The 25308-nt window shown below is 60.3% G+C and carries 29 protein-coding genes and 1 rRNA gene; 10 read left to right on the forward strand and 20 right to left on the reverse strand.

Annotated elements, in window-relative coordinates:
• Complete coding sequence (gene flgB / locus C2846_RS15740) at window positions 1–366, reverse strand: flagellar basal body rod protein FlgB (protein WP_080048598.1); 366 nt, start codon at window positions 364–366, stop codon at window positions 1–3.
• A 109-nt stretch (window positions 367–475) separates the two neighbouring features.
• On the opposite strand from flgB, the gene flgA reads away from it, so the two are divergent.
• From flgA to C2846_RS15755, 3 genes are all read left to right on the forward strand, one after another.
• Window positions 476–1252: a flagellar basal body P-ring formation chaperone FlgA gene (flgA, locus tag C2846_RS15745; RefSeq protein ID WP_080048599.1), complete on the forward strand. Its 777-nt coding sequence runs from the start codon at window positions 476–478 to the stop codon at window positions 1250–1252.
• Window positions 1253–1561: 309 nt separating this feature from the next.
• Window positions 1562–2401 carry a lateral flagellin LafA gene (lafA, locus tag C2846_RS15750; RefSeq protein ID WP_119701926.1) on the forward strand — a complete coding sequence of 280 codons (840 nt, stop codon included), beginning with the start codon at window positions 1562–1564 and terminating at the stop codon, window positions 2399–2401.
• Window positions 2402–2651: 250 nt separating this feature from the next.
• On the forward strand, window positions 2652–3509 hold the full coding sequence (locus tag C2846_RS15755; RefSeq protein WP_119701927.1) for a winged helix-turn-helix domain-containing protein: 858 nt from the start codon (window positions 2652–2654) through the stop codon (window positions 3507–3509).
• A 220-nt stretch (window positions 3510–3729) separates the two neighbouring features.
• Here the strand turns inward: C2846_RS15755 and C2846_RS15760 are convergent, their stop codons facing one another.
• The 17 genes from C2846_RS15760 to C2846_RS15840 form a co-directional block, all read right to left on the reverse strand.
• The gene (locus tag C2846_RS15760) at window positions 3730–4653 is read right to left on the reverse strand and encodes a flagellar motor protein MotB (protein ID WP_119701928.1); all 924 of its coding nucleotides are present in this window, start codon (window positions 4651–4653) and stop codon (window positions 3730–3732) included.
• Window positions 4650–5522, reverse strand: a complete 873-nt coding sequence (gene motA / locus C2846_RS15765) for a flagellar motor stator protein MotA (RefSeq protein WP_095626913.1) — start codon at window positions 5520–5522, stop codon at window positions 4650–4652. Before motA ends, C2846_RS15760 begins: the two co-directional genes overlap by 4 nt.
• A gap of 6 nt (window positions 5523–5528) precedes the next feature.
• Window positions 5529–6269, reverse strand: coding sequence for a FliA/WhiG family RNA polymerase sigma factor (locus C2846_RS15770; RefSeq protein ID WP_119701929.1), 741 nt, complete (start codon window positions 6267–6269; stop codon window positions 5529–5531).
• Window positions 6270–6280: 11 nt separating this feature from the next.
• On the reverse strand, window positions 6281–6751 hold the full coding sequence (locus tag C2846_RS15775; RefSeq protein ID WP_080048606.1) for a flagellar basal body-associated FliL family protein: 471 nt from the start codon (window positions 6749–6751) through the stop codon (window positions 6281–6283).
• A gap of 45 nt (window positions 6752–6796) precedes the next feature.
• On the reverse strand, window positions 6797–7939 hold the full coding sequence (locus C2846_RS18760; protein WP_240638218.1) for a flagellar hook-length control protein FliK: 1143 nt from the start codon (window positions 7937–7939) through the stop codon (window positions 6797–6799).
• Window positions 7939–8262, reverse strand: a complete 324-nt coding sequence (locus C2846_RS15785) for a hypothetical protein (RefSeq protein ID WP_080048607.1) — start codon at window positions 8260–8262, stop codon at window positions 7939–7941. Before C2846_RS15785 ends, C2846_RS18760 begins: the two co-directional genes overlap by 1 nt.
• Window positions 8243–8644, reverse strand: coding sequence for a flagellar export chaperone FliS (fliS, locus tag C2846_RS15790; RefSeq protein WP_080048608.1), 402 nt, complete (start codon window positions 8642–8644; stop codon window positions 8243–8245). Before fliS ends, C2846_RS15785 begins: the two co-directional genes overlap by 20 nt.
• Complete coding sequence (gene fliD / locus C2846_RS15795; protein ID WP_119701930.1) at window positions 8644–9975, reverse strand: flagellar filament capping protein FliD; 1332 nt, start codon at window positions 9973–9975, stop codon at window positions 8644–8646. The genes fliS and fliD overlap by 1 nt, the downstream gene beginning before the upstream one ends.
• 266 nt (window positions 9976–10241) lie before the next feature.
• On the reverse strand, window positions 10242–10682 hold the full coding sequence (locus C2846_RS15800; RefSeq protein WP_080048610.1) for a flagellar protein FlgN: 441 nt from the start codon (window positions 10680–10682) through the stop codon (window positions 10242–10244).
• On the reverse strand, window positions 10679–10957 hold the full coding sequence (locus C2846_RS15805) for a flagellar biosynthesis anti-sigma factor FlgM (protein ID WP_080048611.1): 279 nt from the start codon (window positions 10955–10957) through the stop codon (window positions 10679–10681). Before C2846_RS15805 ends, C2846_RS15800 begins: the two co-directional genes overlap by 4 nt.
• 71 nt (window positions 10958–11028) lie before the next feature.
• Window positions 11029–11454: a flagellar FliJ family protein gene (locus tag C2846_RS15810; protein WP_080048612.1), complete on the reverse strand. Its 426-nt coding sequence runs from the start codon at window positions 11452–11454 to the stop codon at window positions 11029–11031.
• Window positions 11451–12785: a flagellar protein export ATPase FliI gene (gene fliI / locus C2846_RS15815; protein WP_119701931.1), complete on the reverse strand. Its 1335-nt coding sequence runs from the start codon at window positions 12783–12785 to the stop codon at window positions 11451–11453. Before fliI ends, C2846_RS15810 begins: the two co-directional genes overlap by 4 nt.
• On the reverse strand, window positions 12782–13486 hold the full coding sequence (gene fliH / locus C2846_RS15820) for a flagellar assembly protein FliH (protein WP_119701932.1): 705 nt from the start codon (window positions 13484–13486) through the stop codon (window positions 12782–12784). Before fliH ends, fliI begins: the two co-directional genes overlap by 4 nt.
• Before the next feature lie 11 nt (window positions 13487–13497).
• Window positions 13498–14514, reverse strand: coding sequence for a FliG C-terminal domain-containing protein (locus C2846_RS15825; protein ID WP_080048615.1), 1017 nt, complete (start codon window positions 14512–14514; stop codon window positions 13498–13500).
• Between the two features lie 11 nt (window positions 14515–14525).
• Window positions 14526–16178 carry a flagellar basal-body MS-ring/collar protein FliF gene (gene fliF, locus C2846_RS15830; RefSeq protein ID WP_119701933.1) on the reverse strand — a complete coding sequence of 551 codons (1653 nt, stop codon included), beginning with the start codon at window positions 16176–16178 and terminating at the stop codon, window positions 14526–14528.
• Window positions 16179–16198: 20 nt separating this feature from the next.
• Window positions 16199–16525, reverse strand: a complete 327-nt coding sequence (gene fliE / locus C2846_RS15835; protein ID WP_080048617.1) for a flagellar hook-basal body complex protein FliE — start codon at window positions 16523–16525, stop codon at window positions 16199–16201.
• Between the two features lie 14 nt (window positions 16526–16539).
• Window positions 16540–17943: a sigma-54-dependent transcriptional regulator gene (locus C2846_RS15840; protein ID WP_231705559.1), complete on the reverse strand. Its 1404-nt coding sequence runs from the start codon at window positions 17941–17943 to the stop codon at window positions 16540–16542.
• 385 nt (window positions 17944–18328) lie between these two features.
• Between C2846_RS15840 and C2846_RS15845 the strand changes: the two genes are divergently transcribed.
• Genes C2846_RS15845 through C2846_RS15875 form a run of 7 tightly spaced genes read left to right on the forward strand, consistent with a single transcriptional unit; the run spans window position 18329 to window position 24607 of the window.
• The gene (locus C2846_RS15845) at window positions 18329–19168 is read left to right on the forward strand and encodes a FliM/FliN family flagellar motor switch protein (protein WP_119701934.1); all 840 of its coding nucleotides are present in this window, start codon (window positions 18329–18331) and stop codon (window positions 19166–19168) included.
• On the forward strand, window positions 19165–19536 hold the full coding sequence (locus tag C2846_RS15850; RefSeq protein WP_080048619.1) for a FliM/FliN family flagellar motor switch protein: 372 nt from the start codon (window positions 19165–19167) through the stop codon (window positions 19534–19536). The genes C2846_RS15845 and C2846_RS15850 overlap by 4 nt, the downstream gene beginning before the upstream one ends.
• Window positions 19533–20291: a flagellar type III secretion system pore protein FliP gene (gene fliP / locus C2846_RS15855; protein WP_080048620.1), complete on the forward strand. Its 759-nt coding sequence runs from the start codon at window positions 19533–19535 to the stop codon at window positions 20289–20291. The genes C2846_RS15850 and fliP overlap by 4 nt, the downstream gene beginning before the upstream one ends.
• A gap of 7 nt (window positions 20292–20298) precedes the next feature.
• Window positions 20299–20571: a flagellar biosynthetic protein FliQ gene (locus C2846_RS15860; protein WP_080048621.1), complete on the forward strand. Its 273-nt coding sequence runs from the start codon at window positions 20299–20301 to the stop codon at window positions 20569–20571.
• Between the two features lie 4 nt (window positions 20572–20575).
• Window positions 20576–21364, forward strand: a complete 789-nt coding sequence (locus C2846_RS15865; RefSeq protein WP_080048622.1) for a flagellar biosynthetic protein FliR — start codon at window positions 20576–20578, stop codon at window positions 21362–21364.
• Window positions 21365–21366: 2 nt separating this feature from the next.
• Entirely contained in the window at window positions 21367–22497 is a 1131-nt protein-coding gene (gene flhB, locus C2846_RS15870) for a flagellar biosynthesis protein FlhB (protein ID WP_119701935.1), read from the forward strand.
• 13 nt (window positions 22498–22510) lie between these two features.
• Window positions 22511–24607, forward strand: coding sequence for a flagellar biosynthesis protein FlhA (locus C2846_RS15875; protein ID WP_080048624.1), 2097 nt, complete (start codon window positions 22511–22513; stop codon window positions 24605–24607).
• Here C2846_RS15875 and C2846_RS15880 read toward each other — a convergent pair whose 3' ends face one another.
• Both C2846_RS15880 and rrf read right to left on the reverse strand, forming a co-directional pair.
• Entirely contained in the window at window positions 24608–24955 is a 348-nt protein-coding gene (locus C2846_RS15880; RefSeq protein WP_080048625.1) for a PilZ domain-containing protein, read from the reverse strand.
• Between the two features lie 185 nt (window positions 24956–25140).
• A 5S ribosomal RNA gene (gene rrf / locus C2846_RS15885) occupies window positions 25141–25256 on the reverse strand.
• Window positions 25257–25308: the final 52 nt, after the last annotated feature.

Consider the following 25308-nt stretch of genomic DNA (forward strand, 5'->3'; position numbering starts at 1 on the left):
TTACTGTCCTTCTATGGCTTTTTTCAGCCCGCTGAATTTCATGGTCAGGAAGGTCAGGCTGGTCTGGAAATCCATGGCGTTACGGGAAAACTCGGCCTGCTCGACGCCCAGCTCCACGGTATTGCCATCCTGCGAGGCCTGGTGCGGCACCCGGTACTTCAGCTCCTGGGCTGACAGTCCAGCGTTCAGAGACATGCCCGCACCCTGCTCAAGGCGACGCATGGCGGAAGCGAAATCGATATCCCGGGCCTGAAATCCCGGCGTGCTTTCGTTGGCCAGGTTGGCCGCCAGAATCTCGCTGCGCTGCATCCGCAGCTCCAGCGCCTGGACATGCACCCCCAATGCCTTGTCGATCTGTATACTCACTGTCGGGCCCTGTTCAAAAGTCGTGACGGCACACTTCCATGCGCACAATGCAGGAACCATGCCGACATCAAAATGAACAGTTAAGCAATTGAAATAAAAGGTTGTTTTAATGAGTAGCAAGCCCCACAAAGCCGCCTTTTTTCCGCTTTGCCAAACCGGCGGACAACGGTGGGGAAAAACCCTTTCCGCCTGCCTGGCGCTCCTCCTGCTGCCGATCACATCAGCCCTGGCCAACAGCGCCAGCGAGCAGATCGAGCAGGCGGTCAGCCAGTACCTGGAAGCACTGATCGAACTGGAAGCCCAGCGCCAGGGTTGGCAGGATCTCAACCACAACCTCAACATTACGCCGCTGACCGACAGCAGCGGCTTCCCCCCCTGCTCCCAGCCCGTGCGCGTGACCCAGACCAGCGGCCAGCCGAGCCCACTCGAACGCCTGCGCCTGGAAGTCCGCTGCCCGGACAGCCCCGGCTGGAGCTTGCTGGTCAGTACCCAGCAGAACCTGTTCCTGCCGGTGCTGGTCACCGCCACTACGGTGGATCGCGGTCAGCCCCTGGAAGCCGGACACCTGAAGTGGCAGCGCATCAACATCTCCCGCGCCCAGCGCGGTTTCATGGTCAGGGAGGATGAAGTGATCGGTTTGAGCGCCCGTCGTCGCCTGCGCACCGATCAGGTACTCAACCCCAGCTTGCTCAGCGAAGCCGCCGCAGTACGTCGTGGCCAGCAGGTACGCATCCTAGCCCGCCAGCACGGCATTGAAGCCTCAACCCTGGGCGAAGCCCTGGCCGACGGCCAGCCCGGCGACATCATCCGGGTCCGCAACCTCAGCAGCGACAAGGTAATTCAGGCCCAGGTGCTGGGCCCGGCACTGGTGACCAGTACCTGGTAGCCCCCCGGCCTGCGCGATGCTGAAACATCCGCAACCCCGACGTAGCCGGCCAACCCTGTGTCGCGCAGGAGCGCGACACCCCCAGAGCCACCCCCAACACTCCGCCCAACACACCAAGACAGCGCCCGCCCCTGGGGAGCGTCGCGCGCCCGCGCGATGCTGAAACCCTTCGCAACCACGCTGCAGTCGGCCAACCCAAGCAGTTTTCAAAACAATTTAATTAGCCACCCATCACGGTCGTCTTCCCCTCATAGCGGGCGATATTTCAGCCAGCTTCCAACTCTCACTTTGCAGAAAAGGATGACCAACATGGCCCTGTCCATTCATACCAACTACTCGGCGCTGATCACCCAGACCAGCCTGAACAAGACCAACAGCTCCCTGGGCACCAACCAGCAGCGCCTGAGCACTGGCTTCCGCATCAACTCGGCCGCCGACGATGCCGCCGGCCTGCAGATCGCCACTCGCCTGAACGCCCAGTCGCGCGGTATGGACGTCGCCATGCGTAACACCCAGGACGGCGTCTCCCTGCTGCAGACCGCCGAAGGTGCGTTCCAGGAAATGACTGACATCATGCAGCGCATGAAGGATCTGGCCACCCAGGCAGCGAACGATACCAACAGCGCTGATGACCGCACCGCCCTGAAGTCCGAGTTCGATGCCCTGGCGGCGGAAGTAGACAACATCCTTGGCAACACAAAATACGCAGGCGAAGCCCTGTTTGCTGGCGGCGGCAAGTTCACCGCAGCAGTCAACCTGCAGATTGGCGCCAGTGCTGCCGAAACCATGGCTGTTGATGTCAGCGCCGCCCTGACCACCCTCAACACCGAGTGGACCGCTGCCAAAGCCGGGACCCTCGACAACGCAGCCAATGCCGGCGCCGCTATCACATTGATGGAGACCGCACTGGATAGCGTAACCGCCATGCGTTCTGACTTCGGCGCCAACATCAACCGCCTGAACCACACCGCCAACAACCTGGCCAACATGCGCGACAACACCGAGATGGCCAAGGGCCGGATCATGGATGCCGACTTCGCTCGCGAAAGCGCCAACATGACCAAGAACAGCATGCTGATGCAGTCGGGCATCTCCATGCTGCGCCAGGCCGGCCAGATGCCGGGCATGGTCATGTCGCTGCTGGGCTAATCAGCCGCGACAGCAGTTGCCAGCAACGCCCCCGCCTGGTCGGGGGCGTTGTCGTATTCCCTTGGTCATAAATTTCCGCTATACCTGTCAACAGCCGCTCTGGCGTCTGCCCAGGTCTGACCCTCTGGCCAGCCGCTCGCACAATGGCTCGCGCATGGGCTTGCATCCCGCCCCCGGCTGACGCCACAATGCCGGCCAATAAACAAAGTATCTGCCAAATCAAGAGCTTGAGGGCCAGCTAATCCTGCCCATGAATGCACCACAGACATCGTCGGCGTCACAAGAGCCAGTCACCCCGCTGGGCCAGCTGTTGCTGCGCACCGGGCGCGAAGGTCGCTGCGTGTGCTTCTGCCCATCGTTGTTCCAGGTAGTGATTCGCCAGCCAGAAGTACCGGAAGAAAGGATCGAGCTTGGCTACGCCGGTAGTCGACTGCTCGAACGCCTGCTCAAGGTACCGGGAGAGGTAGTCACCCGTGAGGAGTTGATGGCCTATGCCTGGCCGGATCGGGTCGTCGGCCAGGGCAGTCTGAATCAGCAGATTTACTCGCTGCGCCAACTGTTTTGTGACGAAAAGGGCCGCGAAATCATCCAGACCCTGCCGCGCCGAGGGTACCAGTTCAACCCGCAATACATCATTCAGCAATCAACTATCGCGCCAGCACCGCCCCAACCACCGAAGCCAGGATCGGAGTTGGCACCAGGACCAACGCAGTCCTCAGCCATCACACCGCGCCGCCCCCAGCGTTACTGGCTTGCCGGCGCCCTGCTCGGCCTGGCGCTTATCGGTCTGATATTCAACTTGTGGCCCCATAGTGCGCAGCAGATTCAGGCCCAGGAGCTGAGCATTCGCGAACTGCAACATGGTCCGATACAGATTCGTCTGTTTGCCATCGACCATGCCAGTCTGGATGCGCTCGAACCTTTGGCCAGCACACTGGCCCAGCGCCTGCCGCAGGACCACACCAGCCCGAGGCTACTGACCCTGGATTTACACGGAAGTTATTACCGGGTGCTCTGCGAGCATGGGGGAAACGCCAGTGCCCTGATGGTTCACCGCGGGCAATTTGAGCAGCTCGATATCGGCCAGCTACGCTGGTGCCAGCCTTGAGCTAGGTAAGCCCTCGCGCAGCACCCCATACGCCCTCATGGATGGCCACGTCGCTGCGCTCCTCGCCATGACGAGACAGTGGCAACCATCCCGCTGTGCCGATGCCACCACACCACTCAAATCGTCATCACGAGGCACGTAGTGCCGTGGTGATCCATACGGCCCTGTGGGCAGCTACGCGCCATGACGCGGGTGGAGGTTGATAGCGGCTGCGTACTATTTAGAGCGACTCCGTACCTTCACGGTACTCGGCACCCTGTTCAGAGTAATCGACCCGCGCAGTACGCTCGCCGAACAACTCCTGATACAGGGTTTCAGCCTGGATAGTCAGCAGCAATAGCTCAATACGCCGGTTGGCGCCACTTTCCGGCTCATCCGGGCGTAGCAACATGCCGTCGGCCTGGGCGGTAACCTGCAGAATATGCGCCCCCGGCAGACCGGCCTCGACCAGCACATTGCGGGCTCGCAGGGCCCGATCGCCAGACAGGTTCCAGTTGTTGTAGCCAGCACCACCACGATAAGGCGTGGCATCGGTATGACCGCTGATGATCAGCTTGTTGTCGACCCGCCCCAACACGGCAGCCAGACGCCCGAGCAAGGCGTGAAAGTGCGGATTGAGTACGGCGCTGCCGCGCTGGAACATGAAGCGCTGCTGGTCGTCCTTGACCAGAATCCGCAAGCCTTGGGGCACCACCTCTACCTCCAGATTGGCCTCGGCGTTGACCGCCTCGGCCATCTCGCGCATCAGTTCAGCCAGACTCTGCAGCTCTTCAACCCCGGCCAGCCCCAGATGTTCCTGGCTATCCAGCTCAAGCTGGCGTGAGCGCGCTGGTGCTGGCGGCTCATCACCGATGGAGACCGTCGCACTGTCACCCAGGCTCTCGATCAACAGCGGGCTGGTGCCGTCAAAAATACCGGCACCGCCTTCCCAGACCGGGCTGGCCAGCGCTTCACTGCTGTGCTTGGCCGCTTCCTCATTTTTCATCGCCTGAACCAGCCAAAGCACCATGAACAGCGCCATCATGGCCATAGTGAAGTCGGCGAAGGCAACCTTCCAGGCACCGCTATGTTCGTCGTCGTGATCCTTTTTGGCCTTGCGCTTGACGATGGTTATCTCGTCATGGTTCGCGCCGCGCTTTTTCATGCCGCGTCCCTTTGCTCTTCAAAGTCGTTGACCCAGACTTCCAGCTCCTTGAACGCCGGCTTGACGTCCTGCTCGATCAACTTGCGCCCGGCATCCACCGCCAGCAATGTCGGCTTGCCGGCCAGATGCGCAACCAGGGTGGTACGCACACACTCCAGCGCCGACAGTTCGGTCTTGATCCGCAAGCCCATGGCATTGCTCAGCGGCCCCATCAGGCAGTAGCACAGAAAGATCCCAAAGAAGGTTCCTACCAGCGCCGCCGCCACATGGTTACCGATCTCGGCCACCGAGCCATCGATATGGCCCATGGTAATGACGATCCCCATGATCGCCGCCAGAATGCCGAACCCCGGCATCGCCTCGCCGGTCTTGTGCAGCGAGCGCGAGGGCTGCATCAAGGCGCCCTCCATGGCATCCAGCTCCTGCTCAAGGAAGCCTTCGAGCTCATGGGCGCTGATCTTGCCCATGGCCATCAACCGGAAGTTGTCAGCGATGAAGGCCATCAGGTTGCGCTCCTGACTGATCAACGGGTACTTGTTGAACAGCTCGCTTTCCTCCGGCTCTTCGATGTGCTGGTCCAGCGCCTTAAGCCCACCGACCTCGACCGTTTCCAGCAATTCATAGAGCAGCATCAGCAACTGTCGCTGAAACTCTTCACCCCGGCGCCGATAAATGAACACCCCCTTGGCCTGGGTCAGCATTTCGCCCAGTACTTCTTTGGGGTTGCCAACGATCAGGCTGCCGATCCCGGCGCCGAGGATGATGACCATTTCTGCCGGCTGCCAGAGCATGGCCATGTCACCGTTGGCCATGGCATAGCCACCCAGAACACCGGCAATGATGATGAAGGATCCAAGTACTTTCAGCATGATGGTTCAGGACTCTGCATGTGCGGTTAGAAAGGCGCAGGCTTTGCTCAGGGCCTGCTTGCTCAGTTGACAGACCCGGGCATCGCTCAGATCGAGGACCAGGGCGATTTCCTTGAGACTCAGTTCCTGCTGGTAATAAAGGGTCAGAATCAGCCGCTCGCGCTCGGTCAGGCGGCTCAGCGCCTGGCTCAACAGGCGCTGCTGGAGCAAACGCTCCTCAAAGCCATTACCCTGTTCCGCGCCTGGCTCCAGCCCCTTCTGCAACAAGTCGTCGAGGCTTTCCACGGCCTCGGTGGCATCAGCCTGGAGAAAGTCGAGATAGCCCTGCTGATCGAGCCCGGTATGTATGAGGATTTCCTCCTCGCTGGGTTCGCGTCCCAGGCTCCGGCCCAAGGCCCGAATCGCATCACGAACCTTGTGCACCTGCTGGCGTACCTGGCGCGGCCGCCAGTCCTGACGCCGCAGCTCATCGAGGATGGCGCCGCGAATACGCAAGGCGGCAAAGCGCCCAAAGTGCTCGTCGGGGACCCCGTATCGGCGCAGACCTTCGAGCAGTCCCATCAGCCCGATCTGCTCCATGTCCTCGCGATCAAGCACCTGATTGGCCTGCAACGACAACTGGTTGACGATACGCCGCACCAGCGGCAGGTACTGACGCACCCAACGCTGCTCCTCGGCCGCCGACAGCAGCACCGGCGCTCCCTGGGGCGAACCGTAATCGTGATCGATGGCACAGTTGGCGTTCATCTGGGCACCTGTTACTGGACGATCATCTTGCTGACCAGCACATGGGCGAACGGCTGGCTTAGATTGCGTGCGGCCAGATCGGCGACCAGCACCGACTCCAGACGCCCTTGCAGTTCACCGATCGACATGGCGCGCAACTCCTGAAAATCCAGACCGGACAAATGAGCCACTACCGAGTTGCGCACAATCGGATCGATCTGCTCCAGGCGCCGCTGATCAACTTCCAGTTCGGCCTGCAACACCAGATCAAGCACGAAATAATGCTCGCGGTTCTGCCCACGCAGATTGACGATCACCTTTTCGATCGGAAAGAACTGGAACTCCCGGGTAAGACTTTCTTTTGGCGGCTCGGCTGCCTGGAAAAGTCCGACAGGCCCAGCCGCCGAAATGTTGTTCAGCAGATGCAGGTTCAGCCCCACACTGCCCAGCAGTACAAGGGTATTGATGATCAGAACAATCAGGATAATGCGTGGCAACGCCATGATTCATACTCGCTTGCGATTGGGAAACCGTCGGAGCCCGCAGGCTCAGACACTGATCAACACATCATCCGGTTGGCCACTGCCATGGCGACCTGCCGTCTCGTTTGGCAGCTCTTGGGCTTGGCGCACCAGCTCTTGCTCTGGCAGTTGCTGGCGACCTTGACGGCCCTGCTCAGCGTCGGCACCAACCTGCACCTCAACCTGGGTGAAGTGCAGCCCCATCAGTTCGTTGCGCAGGCGCTCACTGAGCAAATTCAGCAGGCGCGCGACATCCGCCTGGGCGGCATTGATCTGCACACTGAGCTTGCCCTGCTCGTGCTGAATCTGGATGTCCAGACTGCCCAGCTCTGGCGGGTCCAGGCGGATGGTTGCCTGCTGCGAACGCTGCTGCACCTGCATTTCCACCTGTTCGCGCAGAGCTGCCAGCATCTGCTCACCCCAGCGTGCCTCGGCTGCGACAGGCCGCACCTCGACCGCCAGGCCCGGATTGATCACGGGGCCCACCTGAGGCTGAATGGCCGGACTCAGCAGGGCCGGCTCGCCACTGCGCAGCGAGCTGCTCTCAGGTGCCAGTGCCAACCCTAACGCCTCCGCCAGCATTGGCATTTTCAGCGCCGGGCCTGAGACTTCGGCCCTTGGCTCAAACACACGCACCTGCTCATCCAGACCCGTTTCTTGAGCCGGCGGCATCAACGTTTGCAGCTGTGGCTGTGGCTGTGGCTGTGGCTGTGGCTGTGGCTGCGGCGTCTGCACCCGCAGATCAGGCTGACGCCCAGCCGGCTCATGTTCAGCAGCCTGTCGCGCCCTTAGCTGTACAGCCAGCGGCAGATCGACAACGTCCGATTCGGGCACCCCGGGCAGCGATTCACGCGCGCCCAGTTGCAGACCCTGCAGCTCCTGTTGCTGCTGTAGCCAACCTTCGAGCTGCTCCAGACTCGGCGGCGCCGAGTGCAGCCCCTGTGTAGCCCCATGACTATCCAGCGGCTCGCGCTCAACTGGCGCCACAACAGCCTCTGGCTGCGTCTGATCAATTGTCGCCTCGGCCAGCAACGCTAGCAGCGTCTGCATGTCTGCAGTTGGCACCTCAGCCTGCTCACCTGTCGCGAGGCTCACTACGCTCAGTAGCGCCTCGCGTACAGCCTCGACAGACTCGGCCCGGGCGCCATGGCTGTTACCGATCAGTTCCATCACAATCCGTCTCCCCCCAGGCTCTCGGTCTGCAGGTAGGCCGAGCGGCCCTCCCCGTATTCAATATGGCGCTGCAAAACCTGACGCAGGCGCTCGCATTCAGCCGCACAAGCCTTGACGCCATGGGCGTGCAGGCGTTGCAGGCGTTGGCGCAGTTGACCACTGGCCGGCTCCAGCTCGGCCTCATCCGGCAAGCTCTGCAACAGTTCACGCACGGCCAGATCGGCCTCGGCGACCGCCTCCCAGTCCGCCGCCTCAAGAGCTTGACGCAACTGGCCGTAGACCCGGGCAATGCGCTGGCTCTCAGGGCTGACGGGTGCCATTCACACCTTCCCAGCCTTCACGCAGAATGCCGACCAGCTCGATCACCTCGTCCATGCCTTCGAGCGACAGGCTGACGCTGACATCGGAAAGTCGGTAGATGCAGTAGTCGTACAACCGGGCCAGGCCTGCCACAACCTCACCGCCGTTGTCGAAATCCAGAGCGCTGTTAAGGCCGTTGAGGATGCTCATGCACTTTTCCAGTGACACTCCCTTTTGCTGGTAGCGCCGGCCTTCGATATGACCGCGAGCCCGGGCCAGCTCATCGAGCAGGCCATCGAACAGAACCAGCACCAGCTCATAGGGCGAGGCCGCTGCAGCCTTGGCTTCCAGATCTACCGAGCGGTATTGCTGGTAGCTGTCATTGAGGTAGTAATCGTTCATCAAAACATACCCTGGGTTTGCTGCATCGCCGCCATCATCTGCATCATGTTGGTGTACTGCTTCAAATAGCGGTTGTAGTAACGGTCGTACTGCTGTTCCAGCATCGACATCTGCTGATCGGTGCGGCGCAGCATCAGGTTGATGCTTTCCTTGCGGTTCTTCAGCACGCCAGTGGTGACGTTGGTATACAGGTGCAGGCTCTTGTCGAGACTGTCGATCAGGTTGTCCTTGCCACTGAACAGCTTGTTCAAACCCTCAGGGTTGGCCGCCACCGCTGCGTCGAAACGGCTGGAGTCCAGGCTCAGGCGACCATTGCGATCAGCGCTGATGCCAAAGTCCATCAGCCGCATGCCATCAAACTCGTTACGCAGCGTCCGGTTCAGCATTTCCTGGATCGCCCGCACACTGGAATCGCCAGCCAGCGGGCCACGCGTGCTGTTCTCGCCGCCACTGGCGGTCAGGCCCTTAAGACTGGCCACCAGGCTGTTATAGGCATCGATAAAGGTCTTGACCTGAGCCTGAGTCGCCTCACTATCCTGACCAACCTCGACCGTCAGCGGGGTATCCCCTGCGCTGTGAGTACGATTGAAGGTCAGGCTGACTCCATCGATCAGTTCATCAAATGTGTTGCTGGAACTGGTCAGCAGCAAGCCAGTCTCGCCGCCCAAACGTACTCGGGCATCCCGCGCAGCCGACAGCTCCAGCGGGTTGGCCACCGCATCGGCGAAGTTCGCACTACCCGGCCCAGCCCCGCTCAAGCTCAGGCCGATTGCGTTGGAGGCGCCGCTGTTTTCGCTGGTCAGTACCAGGCTGACCTCACCATTGCTGCGCACCAGCGTGGCCTGCACACCGGCATTGTCCGAGGCGCCATTGATCGCCGCCGACAGTTCGGCAAAGCTCACCACGCCATCACCGCTGCTGTCGGCCGCGCTCAGGTCAATGCTGAAACTTTCCCCGCCAAGATCGATCTGCAGACTACCGGTTGCCTCGATATCACCGTCCTGCAACCCCTGCAGAGCAATCTGGTGCTGACTGGCCAGTTGCTCGACAAAGAACTGGTAGTTGCCCGGCACGGCATTGGCCTTGACGTTGGCCGTGGCGTAGCCTTCCTGACTGAAACTCGCCGAGTTGACCAGCATGGTCTTGCCGCCGCTTTTGAGCCCAGTCACAGCACTGCGGAACGTGCGCAAGGCACTTTCCAGCTTGGTCACTGCGTCCAGCTGAGCACGGTAATTGGCTTCGTTGCGCCGCACCCTGGCCAGGCCGGGCTGCACATCGTAGCTGGCCAGTTGTTCAGCCATGGATCTTGCGTAATCAGAGTCGATATTCATCGTCGGGTATCCTTTGACAGCCTTCAAGCAATAACAATGCCAAGACATCAAGCCATTGATTTAAATGGCTTTAAGCCAGATAACAGGTGAAAAACGTCTTCCGCTTGAGCGACCTTATACAGTCAGCGGAAATGCTCCTTCCCCTCGGCAAGAATCAACGCGGATCAGGGAAAACCGCACAGCGTGACAAACAACACAGGCGACAGCTGAGCTGCACCGCTTAAGCCTGAGCGACGATCAACAAGCCCAAAGGCTCAAGGAATTACTCAGTAGTACTGGGGGGAATAGAGACTGGACTGGGCAGACTGACCCAGCAGTTGATTGAGGATATCGTGCTGCATGGCCAGCAGGCGGCCATTGCGTTCGTTCTGACGCTGACAGGCCTGCGCCAGATGACCAAGCGCCTCCCAGCCGGCACTCAGGCGCTGACGCTGGGCTGGCGGGCAACCGGCGAACAGGCGCTGCATGCCATCGGCATCGGCGTGCAGGGAAAATGCCGCCAGAATGCGGCTGCGTCGCGCGGCGCGATGGGCCGCCGCCGCTGAGAGACTGCTGATGTCCTGATTGAGACGCTCGATCTGCTGCGCGTCACGCTGCAGCAGGTGCGCATGCAGTGCTTCGGTCAGATCCAGCAGGCGCTGATAGTCAGCCTGATCGCGCTGCAGGTCCTCATCGAGCGCAGCCAGCAGGCGCTCGCGCGAACTCACTGATCGCTGCCCCGATGGTAGGCCAGCATGTCAGCCGCCAAACCTTCGGCACTGGTATCCAGGCGCCCTTCGCTCAGCGCCTGACGCACCGCCGCCACCCGATCAAGATCGACCGATGGCAAGGCTTGCAGCGCCGCCTGCAAAGCTTCAAGTGGCAGCTCGGCGGGCGGTAAGCTGGGGGCACTATTAGTCGCCTGCGGGCGCTCGCCGGGAGTACCGGTGGAAAGTTCGGTCACCGGACGGAAACCGTTGCTGCTGGGCCGAGAAATATCCATGCTGACATCCAAAAATGAGCGGGTTACAGACTTATGGCGACCGACTGCGACCTGCGCTTAAATCTTTTTTCCTATAGTGCTTGGGCTCGCCACCAAGCCTGAGCCGCCAGACCGTCCTGTATCTTCTGCTCCTGACTGGCCAGCAGATGCTGCCATTCGCGCAGCTTGCCGTCCAGCACCTGACTAATGACCTTTTCATTACGCATGGCGCTGGTCAACTCGCCTCGAATCCGGTTCAGCGCCTGCTCCGCCACCGCCAGTTCGCGGCGCTGCAACTCGATCATCCGATGCAGCGTCAACTTGTAGCGCTGCTGATTGTCACGCTGCAGCGGAGTGGTCATCGGTGCGGTATAGCCGCACAGGCGACTGAGCCCCTCGATATTGTTGCGATAGCGCTGGCACAGGTTCTGCTGGTAGTTGACCCGCCCCATCAGCTCCTGCACCTTGTTGCCGCGCAGCAACGCCAACCGCGACAGGGTGTTTATCTGTTCCTTCATGACGGCCTCTTGACCAGCTTGAGCAAGGTAGCAACGCAGTCTTCCAGTTCGGCTCCCACCCCAACCTCCTGACGCAAAAAGCGCTCGATGTGCGGCGCCAGCTGCACCGCCCGGTCGGTCTTGGCGTCCATGCCTGGGCTGTAGCCACCCAGCGGAATCAACTCACGAATCTTTTCAAAGCTGCTGTACAGCTCCTTGAGTTGGCGTGCCGCGCCCTGATGCTCCGGCGCACTGACTTGACTCATGCAACGACTGACCGAGGCGGCAATATCGATAGCCGGGTAATGGCCAACATCAGCCAGCCGCCGCGACAATACAATATGCCCGTCGAGAATCGCCCGGGCACAGTCAACGATAGGGTCCTGGTGGTCATCACCCTCGGCCAGCACGGTATACAGGGCGCTGAGGCTGCCGGTAGTGCTGGCACCGTTGCCGGCGCTTTCCACCAACTCGGGCAGCAGGCCAAATACCGACGGCGGGTACCCCTTGGTTGCCGGCGGCTCGCCCAGCGCCAGGGCGATTTCGCGCTGGGCCATGGCATAGCGGGTCAGGGAGTCGACCAGCAGCAGCACATCCTGACCCTGGTCGCGGAAATAGGCGGCGATGCTGTGACACAGCTCGGTAGCCTTGAGCCGCATCAGCGGCGACTCGTTGGCCGGAGCGACCACCACCACGGCCTTTTTCAGGCCTTCAGGCCCCAGTGAGTGCAGCAGAAACTCCTGCACCTCGCGGCCACGCTCGCCAATCAGCCCGACCACGACCACATCGGCCTTGGTCTGCCGGGTGATCATGCCAAGCAACACGCTCTTGCCCACGCCACTACCGGCAAACAGGCCAACCCGCTGGCCCTTGCCCAGGGTCAGCAGGGCATTGATCGCGCGCACGCCGACATCCAGCGGCTCGCATACCGGACGACGGCGCAGCGGATTGACACTGGGCAGCTCGGCCGGCAAGGGGTCACGTCCAGACAGTTTTCCCTGCTCATCCAGGGGCTCGCCCAGGCCATTGACCACCCGGCCCAGCCAGGACTCATCAATGTGCAACAAGCCTTCTTCACGGGCCGGAAAAACCCGCGAGCCGGCCGTCAGCCCGACCGGCTTCTTGAACGGCATCAGGTAGGTGATGTCACGATTGAAGCCCACCACCTGGGCTTCGAGCATGCTGCCGTCGGCCTGCTCGACATAGCAGCGCTGGCCGGTCATGCGCCGGCAGCCCAGGCTTTCCAGCAGCAGCCCGGACACCCGCACCAGACGCCCACTGACCTTGGCCAACTGCACGCCTTCAAGCGAGCGCAGCGCCTCGTCCAGACTGAACGCCTCGCGCACGCTCATGACTCATTGACCTGCAGGTGCCCAGCCAGCGCTTCCATACAAGAGTCCAGGCGCTGTTGGCAGCCGATATCCGCCTCGGCCTGCTCGGTCACGACCCGACACTCACCCAACGCCAGTCGTTCATCCGGAACCAGACGCCACTCCTCGGCCCGCTCCGGGGCAATATCACGGATGCGCGCATATTCTTCCGGGTTAAGCAGAATCCGCACATCGGTCACATCGCCCGGCAAACTGGTCAGCGCTTCTTCAGCCAGCGCCAGCAGTTGCGTCGGGTTGATCGTCAGCTCACAGCGAATCACCTGACGGGCCACCTTGCGCACCAGTTCGAGCAGTTCCTGACGACGTTTGAGCTCATACTGGTCCAGATACCCGCGCAACTCACCACGCATCCGTGCCAGCGGCGCACTGGCCTGTTCGAATACCTGCAGGCCCTGATGTCGCCCTTCCTCCAGGCCACGTTGACGGCCCTGCTCGCACCCTTCGTCAAAGCCCTGCCTGCGCCCGGCTTCCAGACCTTGCTGCAAACCTTCCTGATAGCCCTTTTCCATGCCCTCGCGAAAGCCGTCGCTGACCGCCTGCTGGACACTGGCCTGGCCTCCGCCACCAACCTCACCGATCAGCGCCCTTGGTCCAGAACACAGCGGCGGAAAACGGAAGACCCGCCACGCCCGGCCACTGGCCTTGATCACCCTGACTGTCATGCTGCCTCCGGTTACTCGATGGTCTGCTCACGGAACAATTGCAATTGCAGCTCACCATTGCCGGCCATTTCCCGCACCACCGCCATGATGTCCTTGCGTACCTGCTCGACCCGGCTCATGGGCACCGGCCCCTGACGCCGGCTGATCGACTCCATCTGCTGGCGCTGGCGCTTGGGCATGGCATTCTGAATCGCTCGCACCAGCTCCGGCTCGGCCCCCTTGAGCGCCACTACCCACTCTTCCATAGGTACGGCCTCAAGCAGCAACTGCAGCACTTCTTCGGTCTGCCGCGAGAGGATGAAGAAGTCGTACATTTCATCCTCAATCCGGTTGACCAGTTCATCGCTGTGCGCCCGCAACAACTCGAACATCTGTTCGCGGTTGCCCTTGAAGCGATTCATAATGTCGGCAGCCTGCTTGATCCCGCGCACTTGCGAGCCCTGGTTGGTCAACACGCTGATACTGCGCTCGATCAACTGCTCCAGCTCGCGAATCACGTCACTGTTGACCTCGCTCAGATTGGCAATCCGATACAGCAGTTCATCCTGACGCTCGGCCGGCATCTGTTCGAGCACCTCTGCGGCCATCGCCGGCGGCAGGAAGGCCAGGAAAACGGCCTGCATCTGGGCATGCTCCTTGGCGATCAAGGCGGCAAACTGTTTGGGATCGATCCACTCCATCTTGGCCATCTTGGCGCGAATTTCCTCGCCATAGATGCTGTCCAGCAGGCTGCGGGTAATATCGCTGCCCAGCGCCTTGCCGAGCATGCCACTGAGATAGCCGCGTGAGGCACCCTTGATGCTGCTCTGCTCGCGGTAATCCTCGAAGAACCGCCCAACCACTTCCGAGACCATAGGCTGCTTGACGTTGCTCAGCCGGGCCATGGCCTGGCTGATACTGATGATCTCCTCACGGGAGAAGTGCTTGAGCACGCCTGCCGAAGTCGCATCATCCATGCTCAGCATCAGGATCGCGGCCTGCTCCAGGGAGCTGAGCTGCCGAACATTACGCACATTGGATTCCTTCATTGCCAGGCCCCTCAGGTAGACGACAGGTCACGATCATTGCGACCGATCCAGTGCTTGAGCACCTCAGAAACCCGCTCAGGATCATTGCGCGCCAACATCTGCAAGTGCTCAATCTGTAGTTCAAGACCTGAATTGGGTGCCGGCAGGCGAATCTCCGACAGCGGGCTCAACTCGCTGAGGATGCTCAGGCCCGGACGCTCTTGCTGCAACGGCAAGGCGCGCTCAGGTGCGGGCGGCTCAAGCTCGACCAATTCCTCAGTGAGCACCGGCTGCTCCGGACGGCTGACAATACGCATTGCCGGGCGTACCACCAACAACAGGATCAACAGGGCCAGGAACCCTAAGAGACCGAGGCGCGCCAGTGCGTGCACCTGTTCGCTCTCCCACCAGGCCGGCTCTGCCGACAGCGGCTCGACCGTACTGAAGGGCAGCACGCTCAGCGTCAGTTGATCACCGCGGGCGGCATTGAACCCGGCGGCGCTGCGAATCATCGCTTCCAGCTCAGCCCGGGCCTGTTCGTTCCAGCCGCCCTCGGGAGCGCTGGCCGCATTCAACACCACGGCAATGCTCTGTTGGCGCAAGGCAAAGGGTGCATGCTTGACATGAGTTACCGACTGGTCGTAATCGAGCTGACGATTGGACTCCTGGCGCAGCGAGGTAGCGGCCTGGTTGCCATCATTGCCTTGCGCACCGTCCTCACCGGCATCCACCGCCGGCGCAGGCAACTGCAACGGCAGATTGCTCAGCGAACCTGGTACCCCTAGCGCCAACTGATCGATCGCGCTTTCACTGCGCAGCTGCTCGTTACGCACTCGCGGCGCTTCGCCATAGGTCTGTACGGTTTCTTCGCGCTGGCTGAAGTCAACATCGGCTGCCACGCTGATCCGGAAGTTGCCCGCGCCCAGTACCGGAGCCAGCACCTGCTCGATATTGCCTACCGCCTTGTGCTGATAGTCCTCGACCACCTGCCAGTTGCGCGCCGGCCCACCCCAGTCATCCAAACCGCGCGACAGCAGGGTACCGTGCTGATCGACCACACTGACATCGGCCACCTCGAGCTGCGGCACACTGTTGGCAACCAGATTGACGATCGCACTGACCTGATCCGGTTGCAGCCGGGTGCCTGGAGCCAACTGCAGCATTACCGAGGCTTTGGCCGGCAGACGGCGCCCCACCACAAACGAACGATTCTCTTCACGGGCCAGATGCACCCGGGCCTGCTCGACCCCTTTGAGGCTCATGACCGTGCGCGCCAATTCACCTTCCAGACTGCGCTTGAGCCGCACATCCTGAACAAACTGGCTGGTGCCCAGCGGCTCGTCCCGATCAAACAGTTCATAGCCCGGCGGCACCGCGACACTGACCCCCCGGGCCGAAAGTTGCAGGCGCGCCCGGGCCAGATGATCTTCACGCACCAGCACCTGGCCGCTCTGCCCATGCAGGCGGTAGCGAATACCCTCGGCCTCGAGGACCTGCATGACCTCAGCCGCCGGATAACTTTCTCCAGCGCCGTACAGTGGTCGATAGGAGGCTGGCTCGCGCCAGAGATACAGTGCGATCCCGATAGCCACCAGGCCGGCGGCCAGGGCCATGCCGAATAGGGTCATCCGTGGGTCGAGCTTGAACCCGCTCACGGGCAGTCTGCTTTTGATGGTCTGCAACACGGCTGTGTACTCGCGCCTGGTTAAACCGGCATTCTCATGATTTCATCGAAGGCGCTGCTCATCTTATTGCGCACCTGCACCAGCGCTGCGAACGACAGACTGGCTTTCTGACTCTGGATCATCGCCCCGACCAGATCCTTGCTCTTGCCACTATCGACATCGGCCAGCGCTTGACTGGCCAGATGCTGCTCGCTATCAATCGTGCGCAGCACATCCGTAAAGGCCTGCCCCACCCCGCCAACCGGCGGCTTGTCCAGCGCTGCACGCACCACCGCGCCCGAAGACGCCGCCTGCATCTGGCTCATGCGCTCGAGCATCTGCTGCTGTACCTGGGTAATCGAATTCATCCTGCCCTTTCTCCTTACACGGGAATCTGCACGCCCTGCTCACGCATGGCGTTCAACCGGTAGCGCAAAGCGCGCGGGGTCATCCCCAGACGCTCGGCAGCCTTGGCCTTGTGCCCGCCGCACTGGCGGATGGTGTCAATCACATGCTGATACTCGGCCCATTTGCCGCTGGCCTTGAGCGCGGCCTTGCCGGTCTCACTGACCGGAGCCAATTGCCGGGCTTCAGTGCCGGACAGCTCCTGGACAGCCAGACCCAGATCACAGGGCTGGATGAAAAGCCCATTGCGCAGAACCAGCGCTCGCTGCAGGGTGTTTTCCAGCTCCCGGACATTACCCGGCCAGTCATGCTGCATCAGCGCCTGACAGGCTGCCTGGGTGAGCAGTTCCTGATGTGCTTCATGGGGGGCATACTTACGAATGAACTGGCGCGCCAAGGGGATCACATCTTCCTTGCGCTCACGCAGCGGCATCAATTGCAGCGGCAGTACATCCAGGCGGAACATCAAATCAGCACGGAACCGTCCGGCCTCAACCTCGGCCTGCAGATCACGGTTGGTGGCCGCGATGATACGCACGTCCAGATGGATTTCCCGCTGACCGCCCAGACGCTCAACCCGCTGCTCCTGTAGCACTCTGAGCAGCTTGGCCTGCAGCGCCAGTGGCAACTCCCCGATCTCGTCCAGCAACAGCGTGCCGCCATTGGCCTGCTCGAATTTGCCCGGCTGGGCGCTGACCGCACCGGTAAAGGCTCCACGCTCATGACCAAACAGGATCGACTCCAGCATGGCTTCCGGAATCGCCGCACAGTTGACTGCAACAAAGGGAGCCTCGGCACTGCTTGAGAAACGATGGATATAGCGCGCCATCATTTCCTTGCCGGTCCCGGTTTCACCGCTGATCATGATTGGCGCTCGGGTCATGGCTACCCGCTGAGCCATCGCCAGCAGCCGACGCCCGGCGTGTGAACAAGAGACAAAGTCTTCTTGGGCCAGCTCGGCCTGACGGACCCGGTGCAGCAGTTGAAACAACTGCTGATCACTGAACGGGCTGAGCAGATAGTCAATGCAACCCAACTCCAGCAGCGTCGCCGCCTTTTCCTGGTCCTGGTATTCAACAATCGGCACTACACTCAAACCCGGCCAGCGACGGGTCAGGCGTGCGACCTGGTCATACAGTCCGCTCGGCTCAAGCCCACTGACCAGTACCAGCAGCAAACCAGCACCACTGAGGCGGCGCTCATCCAACTGCTCCAGACTGGCAACGCGATGCACCTGACAGCCGGCTGCCCGCAGACCTCGGGACAGGGAGACGTCATGGTCCTGATCCTCAACGCCGGCAATCACCACCCCTCCGGTCACGACCAGATCGGCGCCGCCTTGCGACTCGCTGTAGTTCATTGCCTGACTGAGATGCTTCACCGTGTATCACCTGTCGTTTTTTTTGCGACGCAGTTAACAGTTTTCTTTTCACAGGACTGAAATAATTTCATCCGTCAGTCGCCTTGTTATGTTCTGTGGCGACCAATGCGCACGGACATTAGCAACGCCCATACTCAATCCGTGAATTACTTTCTCTAAATAGATATCAAAAGCGCATATCAGCGCCTGCTGATGTAATTTGATATCTATTGATTTAATCCCCAGCCCTTACCCCCCCTAGACTGCCAGTCCATCCGCCATGGTCGACGCAGCGCGCCTGCGCACATCACCGGCGTCATGGACAATCGGCCAGCCGGGCCTGCCTTAAATGCACTCGGCCGCGCTCAACGAGGCAACAGTTACTACCTGGGAAAGCAGTTCACACATGATTGGTAATTCGAAAGTCCACCATGGCGTGCCGGCCGATGCCCTGGTCAAATTGAAACCTCACAAGCTGGGGCGCCACTATCACAAGGTGCCGCAGTACATCAGCGAAGCCGCCAACAAATACCCGCGCCTGATCGGCGACTACTTCCTGCGCAACTTCCGCATCAATCTGGAACTACAAGGTGTCAGTGTCAGCGAACAGATCGCTAGCGAACCTGACTGCCTGTTCCGCTCCGAACTGGGCAAGATCGGCTTCTCGATTTCTCGCCCGCTGCTGGCTGAGGCGTTGGAGTGCTATTACGGCGGCACTACCCTGCCAAGCCACGAGGCCACACCAATCAGCACCTCAGAGCAGCGTATGCGTGATCGCCTGGGTCGGGATATCGCCGAGATTTTCGGTCGGGTGATCATGGCTGGCACCAGCCTCGGTCAGCTTGAGGCTCATGACAACGCCTATGACCAGCCGCTGTGGGAGTACCTGGTCGAGTTCTCGCTGACCAGCCACCTGACCTCGACCACCGCATCGCTATTCATCTATCTGGACAATCAGTTGGCCGACCTGTTGACCAGCAAGATGGCCCTGCCTGGCAGCAGCCAGCCGGCAGGCGATCCGCTGAACAACATCAAGCGCCTGCCAGTACGCCTGGAATGTGTGCTGGCCTCAGTACAGATGTCCTTAGCCGACGTGCTGGCACTGCAACCGGATGACATTCTCATGATCCGCATGCATGAGCGCTGCGATGTCCGTATCAACCAGCAAAAACTGTTTCGCGGGGCCATCTTCGAAGATGACGGCGCCCTTTGTCTTACCTCTCTAGAAAGCGTGAAGAGCCCATGAACGAACAACTCAGCGACCAAGAACTCGACAACCTGATCAACGATGGCGACCTGCAACTTGACGATGAACCCGTCGCCGCCAGTCTCAGCGAGGCCAGCCCACGACTACCGCAACAGGATTTGAGCTTCTTCGGCAAGATTCCGGTACAGGTCACTCTGGAGGTCGCCTCCGTTCAGTTGCCGCTCAAGGACCTGATGGACGTCGATGCCAGCAGCGTGATTGCACTCGACAAGCTGGCGGGCGAGCCACTGGACGTGAAGGTCAACGGCGCACAGTTCGCCAAGGCCGAAGTCGTGGTGGTCAATGGCAGCTATGGCCTGCGCATCCTCGAACTCAGCGGCACCGGCTTGAAAGACCTGACCGCATGAGCCTGCTACGCCGTCTGACCCTGACTATCCTGCCACTGTTGCTGGGCCTGAGCCCGGCCCTGGCCCAGGCGGCGGGAGGCGAGATTTCGCTGTTCTCGCTGAACGAGACCGAGGACGGCCAGGAACTCAGCGTCAAGCTGCAAATTCTGATCATCATGACCCTGCTCGGCTTTCTGCCAGCCATGCTGATGCTGATGACCTGCTTTACCCGCTTCATCATCGTGCTGGCGATTCTGCGCCAGGCCATCGGCCTGCAGCAAAGCCCGCCCAACAACGTATTGATCGGCATTGCACTGTGCATGACCCTGTTGGTCATGCGCCCAGTTTGGCAGGACATGTACAGCAACGCCTATGAACCGTTCCAGGCCGATGAAATCAGCCTGGAGCAGGGCCTGGGTGAAGCCAGGACCATTCTCAGCCGGTTCATGCTGGCGCAAACCAATGAAACCGCGCTCTACACCATCGTCTCGCTGGTCGACGAGGAAATTCCCGAGGATCTGGAAAGTATCGACTTCACCCTGCTGCTGCCGGCTTTTGTGCTCAGCGAACTGAAGACGGCCTTTCAGCTCGGCTTCATGATCTTTGTCCCATTCCTGGTGATCGATCTGGTGGTGGCCAGCGTACTGATGGCCATGGGCATGATGATGCTCTCACCGATGATGATCTCACTGCCGTTCAAGCTGATGATTTTCGTGCTGGTCGATGGCTGGAGCCTGATGATCGGCACGCTGACCACCAGCGTACAACCCTATTGAGGCCACCATGCTGACACCGGAAAATGCCGTCGCGCTGATCGCCCACGCGGTTTACATCATCGGCTTGGTCGTCTGCATCCTGGTGATTCCCAGCCTGATCGGCGGCCTGATCGTCAGTATTTTCCAGGCCGCGACCCAGATCAATGAGCAGATGCTGAGCTTTCTGCCACGCCTGCTGATCACCCTGGGCATGCTGGTGTTCGCCGGGCACTGGATCTTGCGCACACTCAGCGAACTGTTCATCGAAACCTTCCAGCAGGCCGGCCATCTGGTCGGCTGAACCCATGTCCGCCACTGAAGCGCTGTTTGACGCCAATCGCTACCTGCTGCTGGTACAAAGTTACTGGTGGCCGTTCTGCCGCATCCTTGCCGTGTTCACCCTGGCGCCCATGTTCAGCCACAAGGCCCTGTCATTGCCTGTGCGCATTCTGCTGGCCCTGGCTCTAACCCTGGCGCTGGGTGGCGCCCTGCCCACCCCACCGCTGCTTGACCCGCTGTCGCTGGCCGGGCTGCTGGCAACCCTGGAACAGATTGCCTTCGGCCTGATGCTCGGGCTGTCGCTACAGCTTGTATTCACCGTCTACAGCCTGGTCGGGGAAATAATCTCGACCCAGATGGGTATGAGCATGGCGCGCTACAACGACCCACAGAACGGCGTCTCGTCTTCATCAATCCTCTACCAACTGTACTTCACCCTGCTGGTGTTTCTGTACTTTGCCATTGATGGCCACCTGGTCACCGTCAGCATCCTGTACCAGAGCTTCGTCTACTGGCCGATCGGCAGCGGCCTGCACTTTACCGGCATGGCCAGCACCCTGTACGCCATCAGTTGGGTTCTGTCCGCCGCCGTGCTGATCGCCCTGCCGATGGTGTTCTGCATGACTCTGATCCTGTTCAGCTTCGGCCTGCTCAACCGCATTTCACCGGCGATGAATCTGTTCGCCCTAGGCTTCCCAATTGCCATTCTCACCGGCTGGATGGCGATCTTCTTCACCTTGCCGAACATGTCGGAAAGCTATCTGCTGCTAACCCGGCAACTGCTCGACAACCTCGGCATAGTGTTGCTGGAGTAACCATGTCCGAGCAGAACGCCAGCAGTCAGGAAAAAACCGAGCAGCCCACCGCGCACAAACTCAAGAACAGCAAGCGCGAAGGTCAGGTTGCCCGCTCCAAGGATCTGGCAACCACCGTTTCGCTGCTGATCACCCTGCTGGTGCTGAAGTTCAGCTTCGGGCTGTTCTACGAAGGCCTGCAGGACCTGTTCCGACTGTCGTACATCAACTTTCACCAGAGCGAAATAAGCCTGGATGATCTCAGCCTGATTCTCGGCCACAACCTGTTGGTGTTCATCAAGCTGATGTTGCCCCTGCTGATAACCACCCTACTGGTCATAGTGCTGTCACTGATCCCCGGCGGCTGGGTGTTCTCATCCAAGAACTTCATGCCCAAGCTCAGCAAGCTCAATCCGATCACAGGGCTCGGGCGGATCTTTTCCGCTCAGAACTGGACCGAACTACTCAAGTCGATCCTCAAGGTCGTAGTGCTGTGCGCCACCGCAGTCATCCTGGTGCTGGCTACCGCTCCCAAGTTCATGGCCTTGCAGCGCGTGGACATCCATACCGCGATCAGTGGCGCCATGACCTTGGCATTCTATCTGGCGATGATGTTGATTGTGGTGTTCATCCTGTTCTCCCTGATCGACATCCCCCTGCAGAAATTCTTCTTTACCAAGAAGATGCGCATGACCAAACAGGAGGTAAAGGAAGAGCACAAGAATCAGGAAGGCAGGCCAGAGATCAAGGCCCGAATCAAGCAATTGCAACGCCAGTTGCTGCAACGCCAGATCAGCCGGGTCATCAAGGATGCCGACGTGGTGATCGTCAACCCACAGCACTATGCCGTTGCCCTGCGCTACGATCTGGACAAGGCCGAAGCTCCCTACGTGCTGGCCAAGGGCGTTGATGAAACCGCCCTGTATATCCGCAAGATGGCCAACGCCCATGACCTGGAAGTAGTCGAGGCGCCGCCGCTGGCGCGCGCGGTCTACTACAGCACCCAGGTCAATCAGCAGATACCCATGCCGCTCTATACCGCGGTGGCCCACGTACTGACCTATGTATTGCAGCTCAAGGCCTGGCGCCAGGGGCGCCGCAGCAAACCGGAGCTGGCCAGCCAGTTGCCGATTCCCGAATCACTGATCCGTTGAGACCCGACCAGCCATGAAGCCTTATCAGCAACTGATGCCCATCCTGACCTCCGGCCAGATCGGTATACCCCTGGTCATTCTGTCGATTCTGGCAATGATCATTCTGCCGCTGCCGCCGCTGCTGCTGGATATCCTGTTCACCTTCAACATCTCCATGGCCGTGCTGGTGCTGATGGTCAGCGTCTCGGCCAAGCGGCCGCTGGACTTCTCCCTGTTTCCCACGGTAATTCTGATCACCACCCTGCTGCGCCTGACGCTCAACGTCGCCTCAACCCGGGTCGTGCTGTTGGAAGGTCACAACGGCAGTGATGCCGCTGGCAAGGTGATCCAAGCTTTCGGTGAGGTGGTCATCGGCGGCAACTTCATCGTCGGCCTGATTGTTTTCGTGATCCTGATGATCATCAACTTCATGGTGGTCACCAAGGGTGGCGAGCGAATATCCGAGGTCACCGCGCGGTTTACCCTCGATGCCCTGCCCGGCAAGCAGATGGCTATCGACGCCGACCTCAACGCCGGGCTGGTTACCCAGGAGGAAGCCAAGCAGCGGCGCCAGGAAGTCGCCAAGGAAGCCGACTTCTACGGCGCCATGGATGGAGCCGCCAAATTCGTTCGCGGTGATGCCATCGCTGGCATTCTGATTCTGCTGATCAACTTGTTTGGCGGCTTCGCCATCGGCCTGTTCATCTACGATCTGTCTGCAGGCGATGCATTCCAGCAGTATGCCCTGCTGACCATTGGTGATGGTCTGGTCGCCCAGATTCCCGCACTACTGCTATCAACCGCCGCAGCCATCATCGTCACCCGCATCAACGAGTCAGCAGCCATCACTTCGCAAGTACGCAAGCAGATGCTGGCCTCGCCAACCCTGATCTACACCGTGGCCGGCATCCTGTTCGTGCTTGCTTTGGTCCCCGGCATGCCACACATGGCGTTCCTGGGATTTGCCGCCTTGCTCGGGTTCATCGGCTGGTGCGTATCTCGCTTCCAACCAGTTGATGAAGCCAGCGGTGTTGAGCAGGCCGAAGCGCTCAGCCAGGCCATGGAACGCGAACGGCTTCAGACGTTGGAGTGGAGCGACATTCCTCTGGTCGAGCGGATCTCCATCGCCCTAGGGTACAAACTGGTCAACCTGGTCAGCCCTGAAACCGGCGCGCCACTGCCGCAACGGGTACGCGGGGTACGCCAGACCCTCTCCGAATCGCTTGGCTTTCTCCTGCCGGAAGTACAGATCCGCGACAGTTTGCGGCTCAAAGCCTCGCAGTATCAGATCCACATTAATGGCGACAAGGTCGAGTCGGCTGAACTGCATGCCGATCGGCTGATGGCGATACCCTCACCAGAAACCTATGGCGAGCTGGATGGCATTATCGGCATCGACCCGGCCTATGGCATGCAGGTAGTCTGGATCAATCCCGAGGACAAGCCCCGGGCACTCAACCTCGGCTATCAGGTCATTGACTGCTCCAGCGTGATCGCCACCCACCTGAACAAGATCGTGCGCGAACAGCTGCCGGAAATCTTCAAGCATGATGATGTCGAACAGCTGATGCAGCGTCTGGCGCTCCAGGCCCCCAAGCTGGCCGAAAGTCTCAAGGCCCAGCTCAATCATACTCAGCAACACCGGGTTTATCGGCAACTGTTGCAGGAGCAAGTCTCGCTACGCGATATCGTCAGCATAGCCACCGCTATGCTTGAGAGCAGTGAAAGTACCAAGGACCCGCTACTGATTGCTTCGGATGTACGCTACGCGCTGCGTCGCAGCATCGTTTCAAGCATCGCCGGCGATCGTAGCGAGCTGGCCGTATTCATCCTCGACAATGGCTTGGAGAATACGCTGATGAGCGCCTTGAGCGCAGCCCAGCAGGCCGGCCCGGTCAGCCTCGACAGCATTCCCGTCGAACCCAATCTGCTCAACCAGTTGCAGAACAGTATGCCGGTGGTGAAGGAAAAACTGCGCAAGGAAGGCCACCCACCGATCCTGGTCGTCATGCCCCAGCTCCGCCCCCTGCTGGCCCGTTATGCCAAGGTGTTCAGCCCAGGACTGCACGTACTGTCTCAGAATGAAATCCCCGAGCGGGTCGGCGTCAATATCCTCGGTACCCTGGGCTGATCAGCCCGGGGATTTACTCGCTCGCTTGGCTCGCATCCCCGCGACCAGGCGAGCAAACTCCTCGGATGGCTGGTGCAGCGAGCACCCGGACTCATGATAGCCGGTCCGGATATTCTCCTGGCACCACAAACAGATGACCTCAACATCCAACATCTGCATCTTCCCCTCCTCGTCGCGTAGGCGAATCTGCAGTGCTACCGGCACATCCAGCGCCATGGGCTCATCGCTGAGCAGCTTGAAGCCCCCTTCGGAAATGTCCCCGACATAACCAATCAATCGCCCAGTGTCACGGTCCGCGACTTTGATGCGGAAGATCGAACGAAACACCATACGGCTTTGCTCACGCACAGATAAATCCCCTGGCTTTTGTTCTAGTCTGCGCAAGAACAAGGCGACCAGCGAATTATGAAGATTAAGGGGAGAGCAGGGCTTGCAGGCAGCAGTCGCATTGTTCAGAGGCTAAGAGCCAGCCAGTTTTCTTGGCCCAAAGAAGAAACCCCGATCTGCATGCAGACCGGGGTTTCGGTATAGGAGCTTGACGATGACCTACTCTCACATGGGGAAGCCCCACACTACCATCGGCGATGCGTCGTTTCACTGCTGAGTTCGGAATGGGATCAGGTGGTTCCAACGCTCTATGGTCGTCAAGCAATTCTTTAGCGCTGTCGTGTTAGCTGGTAGCTTTCACGCCATCGCGAATT

Source organism: Pseudomonas jilinensis (assembly GCF_003586265.1).
GTDB classification, from domain to species: domain Bacteria; phylum Pseudomonadota; class Gammaproteobacteria; order Pseudomonadales; family Pseudomonadaceae; genus Halopseudomonas; species Halopseudomonas phragmitis.

Excerpts from the sequence above, each read along its gene's own strand:
- flgA (WP_080048599.1), top strand. The coding sequence starts at position 476 with ATGAGTAGCAAGCCCCACAAAGCCGCCTTTTTTCCGCTTTGCCAAACC.
- lafA (WP_119701926.1), top strand. The coding sequence starts at position 1,562 with ATGGCCCTGTCCATTCATACCAACTACTCGGCGCTGATCACCCAGACC.
- C2846_RS15755 (WP_119701927.1), top strand. The coding sequence starts at position 2,652 with ATGAATGCACCACAGACATCGTCGGCGTCACAAGAGCCAGTCACCCCG.
- C2846_RS15760 (WP_119701928.1), bottom strand. The coding sequence starts at position 4,653 with ATGAAAAAGCGCGGCGCGAACCATGACGAGATAACCATCGTCAAGCGC.
- motA (WP_095626913.1), bottom strand. The coding sequence starts at position 5,522 with ATGCTGAAAGTACTTGGATCCTTCATCATCATTGCCGGTGTTCTGGGT.
- C2846_RS15770 (WP_119701929.1), bottom strand. The coding sequence starts at position 6,269 with ATGAACGCCAACTGTGCCATCGATCACGATTACGGTTCGCCCCAGGGA.
- C2846_RS15775 (WP_080048606.1), bottom strand. The coding sequence starts at position 6,751 with ATGGCGTTGCCACGCATTATCCTGATTGTTCTGATCATCAATACCCTT.
- C2846_RS18760 (WP_240638218.1), bottom strand. The coding sequence starts at position 7,939 with ATGGAACTGATCGGTAACAGCCATGGCGCCCGGGCCGAGTCTGTCGAG.
- C2846_RS15785 (WP_080048607.1), bottom strand. The coding sequence starts at position 8,262 with ATGGCACCCGTCAGCCCTGAGAGCCAGCGCATTGCCCGGGTCTACGGC.
- fliS (WP_080048608.1), bottom strand. The coding sequence starts at position 8,644 with ATGAACGATTACTACCTCAATGACAGCTACCAGCAATACCGCTCGGTA.
- fliD (WP_119701930.1), bottom strand. The coding sequence starts at position 9,975 with ATGAATATCGACTCTGATTACGCAAGATCCATGGCTGAACAACTGGCC.
- C2846_RS15805 (WP_080048611.1), bottom strand. The coding sequence starts at position 10,957 with ATGGATATTTCTCGGCCCAGCAGCAACGGTTTCCGTCCGGTGACCGAA.
- C2846_RS15810 (WP_080048612.1), bottom strand. The coding sequence starts at position 11,454 with ATGAAGGAACAGATAAACACCCTGTCGCGGTTGGCGTTGCTGCGCGGC.
- fliI (WP_119701931.1), bottom strand. The coding sequence starts at position 12,785 with ATGAGCGTGCGCGAGGCGTTCAGTCTGGACGAGGCGCTGCGCTCGCTT.
- fliH (WP_119701932.1), bottom strand. The coding sequence starts at position 13,486 with ATGACAGTCAGGGTGATCAAGGCCAGTGGCCGGGCGTGGCGGGTCTTC.
- C2846_RS15825 (WP_080048615.1), bottom strand. The coding sequence starts at position 14,514 with ATGAAGGAATCCAATGTGCGTAATGTTCGGCAGCTCAGCTCCCTGGAG.
- fliE (WP_080048617.1), bottom strand. The coding sequence starts at position 16,525 with ATGAATTCGATTACCCAGGTACAGCAGCAGATGCTCGAGCGCATGAGC.
- C2846_RS15845 (WP_119701934.1), top strand. The coding sequence starts at position 18,329 with ATGATTGGTAATTCGAAAGTCCACCATGGCGTGCCGGCCGATGCCCTG.
- C2846_RS15850 (WP_080048619.1), top strand. The coding sequence starts at position 19,165 with ATGAACGAACAACTCAGCGACCAAGAACTCGACAACCTGATCAACGAT.
- fliP (WP_080048620.1), top strand. The coding sequence starts at position 19,533 with ATGAGCCTGCTACGCCGTCTGACCCTGACTATCCTGCCACTGTTGCTG.
- C2846_RS15860 (WP_080048621.1), top strand. The coding sequence starts at position 20,299 with ATGCTGACACCGGAAAATGCCGTCGCGCTGATCGCCCACGCGGTTTAC.
- C2846_RS15865 (WP_080048622.1), top strand. The coding sequence starts at position 20,576 with ATGTCCGCCACTGAAGCGCTGTTTGACGCCAATCGCTACCTGCTGCTG.
- flhB (WP_119701935.1), top strand. The coding sequence starts at position 21,367 with ATGTCCGAGCAGAACGCCAGCAGTCAGGAAAAAACCGAGCAGCCCACC.
- C2846_RS15875 (WP_080048624.1), top strand. The coding sequence starts at position 22,511 with ATGAAGCCTTATCAGCAACTGATGCCCATCCTGACCTCCGGCCAGATC.